Source organism: Frankia sp. CgKIO3, from assembly GCF_977946435.1.
On record NZ_CDWTMO010000159.1, the window covers coordinates 1 to 7,137 of the forward strand.

Consider the following 7,137-nt stretch of genomic DNA (forward strand, 5'->3'; position numbering starts at 1 on the left):
CGGCATTGAGCCCTGGCGGCGCATCGCGGAGCCCGGGTCCTGCTAGTCGACGACATCTGCGGCACCGGCTCCACCTATCGCGCGGCGGTTGGATGGCTACAGGAGCATCTGGTCCCGGCTGCTTTGCGCACCGCGGCGCTATGAATTCGTAATGAAGTAATTAATGCAAGCCAATATGCGTCTTCGCAGGTCACGGGCTCGCGAGGACCCCGAAGTGAACAAGTTATTTTATTCCGAATCCTATGCCGCAGCGAGGCGGCGGCTTTCACCCCGGACACCTGGGTGTGGGACACGCTCGACTGGGTCGTCTTCCCTTGGAATGAGCCGACGCAGACTATCGAGGACTTGATCGTGCCGGCCTCGCCACGAGTCCGCCCTTCGGACGCGCCGGCCGAGGCGGAAGCAGGCGATAGCGGAGCCCGCGGATGAGCGGGCCGAAACCGGCCGCACTCCGCCGGGCTGAACCCACACCAGAACGCCCGTGACCGAATCCTGGCGCTTTACCTGAACAATTGCCTAGGAGAAGAACGATGAATGCTGTGCAACTGTCGGAGCAGTATGTAACCCGGCCGGGAACCACGATGGTGGGGCCCTACAGCACAAACCAGATGGATGACTTCTACGCGGCGTTGAGCCGCGGTGAGGCCAAGCCGTCGGGTCTGATGAACCTTCTCCAACACCTGATCGTCGCTGAGCGGTGCGCGCCGGACTCGCGTGTGCTGGATGTGTGCTGCGGCCGGGGCCTGGCGCTGCCGCTGTTGTTCCGCTATGCCCCGACGATCGCGGGGTATGTCGGGCTGGACATCAGCGCCGCCAATCTCGATGAGGCCCGGGAGCGGATCGAGGCCCTGCGCTCGGCGTACGGCGACCCCTTCCCGGTTGCGCTGGTGGAGTGCGACGTGGCCAGGGCCTGGCCTGATCTGCCCTCGCACGAGCAGGGTTTCGGTATCGCGCTCTACACCTCGGCGCTGGAGCATCTGCCGTTCGAGCTCGGTGCGGAGAGCCTGCGCAGCACCGCCGCGGCGCTGGGACCGGGGGGAGTGCTCTTCCTTTCCACCCCGGCGGCCGTCGGGCCCCCGCCTCGCCCGTTGCAGTACCGTGTCCATGTCTACGAGTGGTCGCGCGAGGAGGTCGAGCAGGTGATCGGAGGCGCGGGTCTGATCATTGAGGACGTGATGGGCCTGCTGCCGCCCGCACCGGACGCAACGGTGGCCGCACTCACCGACCGGTATGGGGAAGCTGCGGCAGCCTGGTACCGCGATCTCGTCGAACGCGTCCCCAAGGCGCTGCTGGACACGGTCTCCGCCGTCGCCGTTCCCGACGTGGCCACGGAACTGCTCTACGTCTGCCGGAGGCCGGCATGAACGCGTCGACGACAAGCGGCGGGCCCGCGCTCGGAGCCACATCGCTGTGGGTGAGCATCGAGGGGATCAACGGTGTCGGGAAGATCAGCGCGGCCCGCTCGGTCGCCGCCGTGCTCGGTGCGCGGTGCCTTCTTCTGGACGAGCTCACCGACTCCGACGACACGCTGACCGGGCGGGTGATCGCCGCGTTGAGCGCCGAAGGCGACCATTTCCTGCGCACGGGTAACCCGGTTGTGGAGACCCTCGCCCTGCTCGCGTTGGAGGTCCGCAAGGCCGAGCGACTGGCCACACGGGACCTCGCCGGAGTCCAGGTGATCCTTGAGGACCGTGGCGTGGACTCTGTCGCCGTGTGCCAGGCGGCGATCCTGTGCTCCCAGCACACGGAGACATCGCCGGACGCAGTAGCCCGGCACGTGCTGTCGAGTGCTCGGCGGTGGATGGTGTTGCCAGACGCGACCATCGTGCTCACCGGTGACCCCGGGGTGTGCGCGCGGCGTTTTGCCGACCGGATCGGGTGCTCACTGACGCCAGCGGACGTGCAGGTGCTCGAACAGATCGACACCCTGTACCGCGAGGCGGCTGTCCGCGATCCCCGACGGTTCACGCTCCTCGACACGACCAACATGTCGCCGGAGGAGACCGCCGCCGCTGTCCAGAAGGCCGTGACCACGCTGCTGGATCGGCAGGCCGCCCATGCCTCGTGACGTGACCCTGTTGTGGGCTCTGCGCTCCCCGTGCGCGTTCGCCTGCCCGCATTGCTACTTCGGCACCATCGAGGAGCACAAGGACGCCCCGCCGGAGCAGGCAGGTGTCCTATCGCACCTGTCGCGCACCGACCTGCCGGCGAAGGCACTGACGGCCTTCGCACGGACGCTGGCGGCCTCGCCTGTCGAGCGGGTGGTCATCGCTGGTGGGGAGCCGCTGGACTGGCCCGCCGCGCTGGAGGTGATCTCTCTCATCAAGGGCGGGGGCTGCCAGGTCGTCGTCGCGACGAACGGTGTTCCGCTCACCCGCCCGCACGTGGCCGAGCGTCTGGTCGCTCTCGGGGTCGACGGCGTGTCGGTGTCGCTCGACAGCGCGGACTCCGAGCCCAACGACCAGATGCGACCGTCCCGTTCGGGTCGTTTCGGCTACCACGACGTCCTGGAGGGCATCGGTGCTCTGCTCCAGGCGCGCGGCGAAAGGCCCGCGCCCAGGGTCGGGATCTACACCGTGGTCACGCGATCACGTCCGCAGGAGGTCACTGACGTGGCGCGGCTGGCGGCGGGCCTGGGCGTCGACTACTACGTGCCGCAGCCGATCTCCCTCGCCGCCGACCACCAGCTCTTCCACCAGATGTGCCACACCCCCGCCGACGTCGCCGACGTCGGCGGGTACCTCGACCTCCTCTACAGCGACCCCAAGGGGCTGGCCCTGCCCGACCCGTCCTATGTCCAGCGCTTCATCGCCTCGATCTCCACCGACGGGGGCGGGCATGTGCCTGACTGCTTCGGCGGCGCGCGCCTGTTCTTCATCCAGCCCGACGGGTCGGTCTGGGACTGCCCATCCGATCGCCGGATCGCCGCCCAGGTCGTGCATGCGCCCGAGCTGCGGCGCACCATCGAAGACGGCGACGCGCGCACACTGTTCGCCACGCGGCCGACGTGCACGGACTGCTCGCTGTTCAGTCGTGACTGTGTGAACATGTGGCCCCTCGTCCTGGACATGCCGCGGCTGCTGAACCCGGGGCCGGGGCGATGACGCTGCCTGCACTCCCCGGCGGGACGTAGCCACTCGCGGATCAGCTCGCCGCAGTTCTCGCGCAGATGCCCGACCCGAGCGGCGGGCCGGAAGTCGTGCAACTGGAGCACGACCTGGCCGAGGTGTTCGGCGTACCGCACGCCGTCGCGGTCTCCTCCGGCACCGCGGCGCTGCACGCCGCACTGTCGGCTTGCGGCATCGGTCCGGGAGACGAAGTCCTCGTCCCGGCGCTGAGCGTCGTCATGACCGTGGCGCCCCTGGCCGCCCTGGGGGCAGTGCCGGTGTTCATCGACAGCGACCCGGCCACCCTGGACCTGGACTACGACGACGCGGCCAGCAAGGTCACCTCGCGGACCCGGGGGATCATCCCGGTGCATCTGTGGGGCCGGATGGGAGACCCAGCGGCCCTGACGGCGTTCGCATCCAACCGCGGGCTCGCCGTCATCGAGGACGCCGCACAGGCTGCTGGCACCGCCCGCGACGGCCAGCGGGCCGGCACGGTCGGCGTCGGCTGCTTCAGCATGAAGGACGGCAAGATCCTCTGGAGTGGCGAGGGCGGCTTCCTGCTCACCGCCAAACCCGAGGTCGTGGAGTACTCGGCCGCGTTCCGCAGCCACTGGCAGCAGGCCCCTGCCGGCGAAGCCCCGCTAAGCCGCCTGGCCACCAACTCCCGCCTCGCGGCCCCCCTTGCCGCGATCGCCCTGGCGAACCTCCGCCGGTTCCCGGCGCTGGTCGAACTGCGCCGCGCACAGACCCGCCGCCTGCTGGACGCCCTGAAGCAAGCATCCGGCCTGGTGACCCTGCCACCAGCCACCGACGAACAGTGGAATGGCTTCGCCCCGCTGCTTCACATCGACCTGTCCAGTTCACATCGACCTGTCCAGCCCCCGCAGGTTCGCGCAGCACCTCGCCCAGCAGGGAGTGCCGAACTCCACCGGCAGCTTCCGACTCGTCCCCTGCGACACCCGGCCCATGTTCACAGGCCGCGGCCGTCCGTGCCGTGGTGCCGCCGACATCCTCGACCACACGCTCGCCGTCATCCTCACCGAACGCGACACTCAGACCACACTTGACAGGTACGCCGCCGTCATCACCCAGGAGGCCGCCGCATGGGCCCCGTGACCGACCAGCGCGAACCAGCATCACAACCCCACCGGGGCGACTCGTTCCGCGGCGCCCCGTCCTCGTCCCTGAACGGAACTGCCCGAATGACGATCACCTCGGTAGGCAATTCCTGCACCCGCGGCCCGCTCATCTCTGTCGATGGCGTCACTGGAGTCGGCAAGACGTATCTGACCAGTCGCGCCGTGCAAACCCTCGATGACAAGCCGCTGATACTGGAGGGGTTCTCCCAGCGCACGGACGGTCGCCCGGGACTGGGCGAAGCCCTGCTTGGCGCGCTGCGCGAAGCCAGCGCAGGGGACCCATTCCTGCGCGGAGGCACTCCCATGGCCGAGGCCCTGATCCTGCTGGCGATCAAGCGGCATGACCTAGACGCCGTCGTCGGCGAGCTGTCGCGCGGGCGTCCCGTCATCGAGGGCCGCGGCGTCGACACCACGGCGGTATGCCAGGCGCTGCTGCTGCACCCCGACGACGGCGACGCCGCCCTGGACACAGCGATCGCCCTGCTGGAACTCGCGTCCTCCTATAGGCTGCTGCCCGACCTCACGATTCTGGTCACCGACAACACCTCCGAAGCCATCGAACGTGCGCAGCGGCGCGACCAGCGCGTCCTGACCAGCGAGCAGGCCACGTTCATGCGTGAGGCATGCGAGCTCTACGAACGGCTCGCAGCCACCGATCCGGCCCGCTACCGGGTCGTAGACCGGCGCAGCGTCGGCGAGCACGAGGCGGCCGAGCTGATCCGGGCGTGGATCGGCGTTGGAACCGGCCTGGGCTGCTTGCGCGAGCCGTGGCAAGGCGCGGATGCCCGGTGCAGGTGCTGCGGCCACCGCGCGGACCCGGCGCTCGCATGAACGAGGCAGCCCCTCCCTCTATCTGCCCAAACCCGGCTCCAGCCGGCAACTGCGTGCCCGCGATTCCCGCCGGTATCGAGGCCCTGGTCTTCGATTTCGACGGCACCCTCGCCGACACCACACCCAGCCACGAGCAGGCGCTGCGAGCGGCGCTGGAGCCACACGGCGTCGGCTTGGACCACGACTGGTATCGCGGGCACGTCGGCCTGTCCATCCATGACCTGCTGGACGCGCTGCCGGGTGGTCGACCACTGCCGCACGAAGAGATCATCGCCCAGAGCCGCGCCCATCTGCTGGCCACCGTGCACAGCATCACCCCTATCGCGTGCACTGTCGCGCTGCTGCGCGGCGCCCGCCGTGCGGGGCTGCCCTGCGCCGTGGCCTCGGCTGCCAGTCGCCTGCTCGTCCATCCGGGCATTCATGCTCTGGGCCTGACGCGGGAGTTCGCGGCGGTCGTCGCGCGAGAGGACGCCACGAAGGGCAAGCCGGCCCCTGACGTGTACCTGGTGGCTGCCCGATGCCTTGAGGTCCCGCCGGAGCGCTGCCTTGCCGTCGACGACGCCCGCGACGGCGTCACCTCTGCCCGCACGGCCGGCATGCACGTGATCACGGTGGTCGACGGCCACCTGGCCCCGCCAACGAAGGCGCTCAGGGAGCCGAGCGCCTCGCTTGCCGCGCCGGGGCTGTGAGGCCGCCGGGTGGCGCACTCCGGCCGGGCGCTGCCCGCGACACGACAGCCTGACCGAACGACGCCGAATCGGACACCGCGATCAGAAAATTCCGCCGGATGACGGCGCGAGGCCGTCGCACCAGGGGAGCATGATGCCCGTTCTCCACTCGACCAAGAACCTGGAGATCATCGACCCGCCCACGCCTACGAGCGAGGGTGTCGGCGTCTTCGAGGACACCGACCACTACACGGTGTTCCATTACGGCAGGATGCCGGACCCGATACCCGGAAAAGGTGAGGCGATCGCCCACATGGCCGCCTTCACCTTCACGATGCTGGAAGCGGCAGGCGTGCCAACCCATTTCCGGCGGTTCATCGCCCCCAACCGGATCGAGTTCGACCTAGCCCGTATGCCAGGCCCCGACACCGGGCCGCTCACGCTGAACGCCGGACCCTACCTCGTCCCCGTGCAGGTCATCATCCGCACTGAGCTCCCGCAAGGAAGCTCGGTTCACCGCCGGCTTGCAGCAGGCACGCTGACACTGGCGGAGCTCGGGCTCACCAACCTTCCCGTGTACGACCAGCGGCTTGAGCATCCACTCGTCGAGTACGCGACCATGCTGGAGGACGTCAACCGATACGTCAGCGCGCCCGAGGCCCAGCGCCTCGCGCATCTGAGCGACGAGCAGTTCCAGACGATGCGCGACACGGCCATCGCGGTCGACCAACTGCTCACCGGGCACAGCAACGAGGTCGGGCTGAGGCGCTGTGACGGCAAGGTCGAGTTCCTGGTGTCGAGCGATGCGCGCCTCGTGGTCGCCGACAGCCCCGGCACACCCGACGAAAGCCGCCTGATGTTCGGCGGAGTGCACTGCGGCAAGCAGATCCTCCGGGACCGGTACGTAGCGAACAGGCTAGAGGTGCCGGTCGACGCTCTGATCAACGACAGTGTGCCTAGAAGCCAATGGCCACAGCCGGCACCACTGCCGCCGGGATTCGTGCCGGTCATGTCAGACCTGTACCGGGCCCTGAGCGAGACCTGGACAGGCGAGCGGCGCTGGAACGCGCCGAGCCTGAAGGCCGCCACGCAGGCCGCTTCCAGCCTTATTCAGTGACGACGCATCATGGCAGCGGGCGCTCCGGCATGCTCGTCTTGATACCAGGCGCGGGCGAGCGACCGCCACGACCGGACCCTACGAGGAAGAGAATGGTGGAAGTATGGGCGGGTTGACACAAGATCCCGCCTTTCGGGGAACCACCTTCGTGGTTATCGACTTTGAAGCGACGACCCCTGCGGGCTACCCGGCCCATCCCACCGAAGTCGCTGCTCTCGCACTCCGCTACGAGAACGGCCGGATGAGAGAAGCCGGTAGGTACGCTTCTCTGA

The 7,137-nt window shown here is 68.7% G+C and carries 8 protein-coding genes; all 8 read left to right on the plus strand.

The annotated features are described in order from the left end of the window. The first annotated feature begins 12 nt into the window (after positions 1-12). The 8 genes from AC08OJ_RS16010 to AC08OJ_RS16045 all read left to right on the plus strand — a co-directional run bounded on the left by AC08OJ_RS16010 (position 13) and on the right by AC08OJ_RS16045 (position 6,865). On the plus strand, positions 13-144 hold the full coding sequence (locus AC08OJ_RS16010) for a phosphoribosyltransferase family protein (protein ID WP_476594209.1): 132 nt from the start codon (positions 13-15) through the stop codon (positions 142-144). A gap of 386 nt (positions 145-530) precedes the next feature. Beyond that, a complete protein-coding gene (locus tag AC08OJ_RS16015) occupies positions 531-1,364 on the plus strand; it encodes a class I SAM-dependent methyltransferase (RefSeq protein WP_476594208.1) in 834 nt (277 codons plus the stop codon). Beyond that, the gene (locus AC08OJ_RS16020) at positions 1,361-2,068 is read left to right on the plus strand and encodes a nucleoside/nucleotide kinase family protein (protein ID WP_476596143.1); all 708 of its coding nucleotides are present in this window, start codon (positions 1,361-1,363) and stop codon (positions 2,066-2,068) included. Before AC08OJ_RS16015 ends, AC08OJ_RS16020 begins: the two co-directional genes overlap by 4 nt. Beyond that, positions 2,058-3,104 carry a radical SAM protein gene (locus AC08OJ_RS16025; RefSeq protein WP_476596144.1) on the plus strand — a complete coding sequence of 349 codons (1,047 nt, stop codon included), beginning with the start codon at positions 2,058-2,060 and terminating at the stop codon, positions 3,102-3,104. The genes AC08OJ_RS16020 and AC08OJ_RS16025 overlap by 11 nt, the downstream gene beginning before the upstream one ends. Positions 3,105-3,169: 65 nt before the next feature. Then, positions 3,170-4,177, plus strand: coding sequence for a DegT/DnrJ/EryC1/StrS family aminotransferase (locus AC08OJ_RS16030; protein ID WP_476594205.1), 1,008 nt, complete (start codon positions 3,170-3,172; stop codon positions 4,175-4,177). Positions 4,178-4,312: 135 nt separating this feature from the next. Beyond that, positions 4,313-5,080: a nucleoside/nucleotide kinase family protein gene (locus AC08OJ_RS16035; RefSeq protein WP_476596145.1), complete on the plus strand. Its 768-nt coding sequence runs from the start codon at positions 4,313-4,315 to the stop codon at positions 5,078-5,080. 53 nt (positions 5,081-5,133) lie between these two features. Further along, a complete protein-coding gene (locus AC08OJ_RS16040; RefSeq protein WP_476596146.1) occupies positions 5,134-5,769 on the plus strand; it encodes an HAD family hydrolase in 636 nt (211 codons plus the stop codon). Positions 5,770-5,902: 133 nt separating this feature from the next. Further along, positions 5,903-6,865 (plus strand): phosphoribosylaminoimidazolesuccinocarboxamide synthase, encoded by a 963-nt coding sequence (locus AC08OJ_RS16045; RefSeq protein ID WP_476596151.1) that lies wholly within the window; start codon positions 5,903-5,905, stop codon positions 6,863-6,865. Positions 6,866-7,137 lie beyond the last annotated feature (272 nt).

Coding starts and splice junctions, on each gene's coding strand:
- AC08OJ_RS16025 (WP_476596144.1), top strand. CDS start 2,058: ATGCCTCGTGACGTGACCCTGTTGTGGGCTCTGCGCTCCCCGTGCGCG.
- AC08OJ_RS16045 (WP_476596151.1), top strand. CDS start 5,903: ATGCCCGTTCTCCACTCGACCAAGAACCTGGAGATCATCGACCCGCCC.
- AC08OJ_RS16015 (WP_476594208.1), top strand. CDS start 531: ATGAATGCTGTGCAACTGTCGGAGCAGTATGTAACCCGGCCGGGAACC.
- AC08OJ_RS16020 (WP_476596143.1), top strand. CDS start 1,361: ATGAACGCGTCGACGACAAGCGGCGGGCCCGCGCTCGGAGCCACATCG.
- AC08OJ_RS16035 (WP_476596145.1), top strand. CDS start 4,313: ATGACGATCACCTCGGTAGGCAATTCCTGCACCCGCGGCCCGCTCATC.
- AC08OJ_RS16030 (WP_476594205.1), top strand. CDS start 3,170: ATGCCCGACCCGAGCGGCGGGCCGGAAGTCGTGCAACTGGAGCACGAC.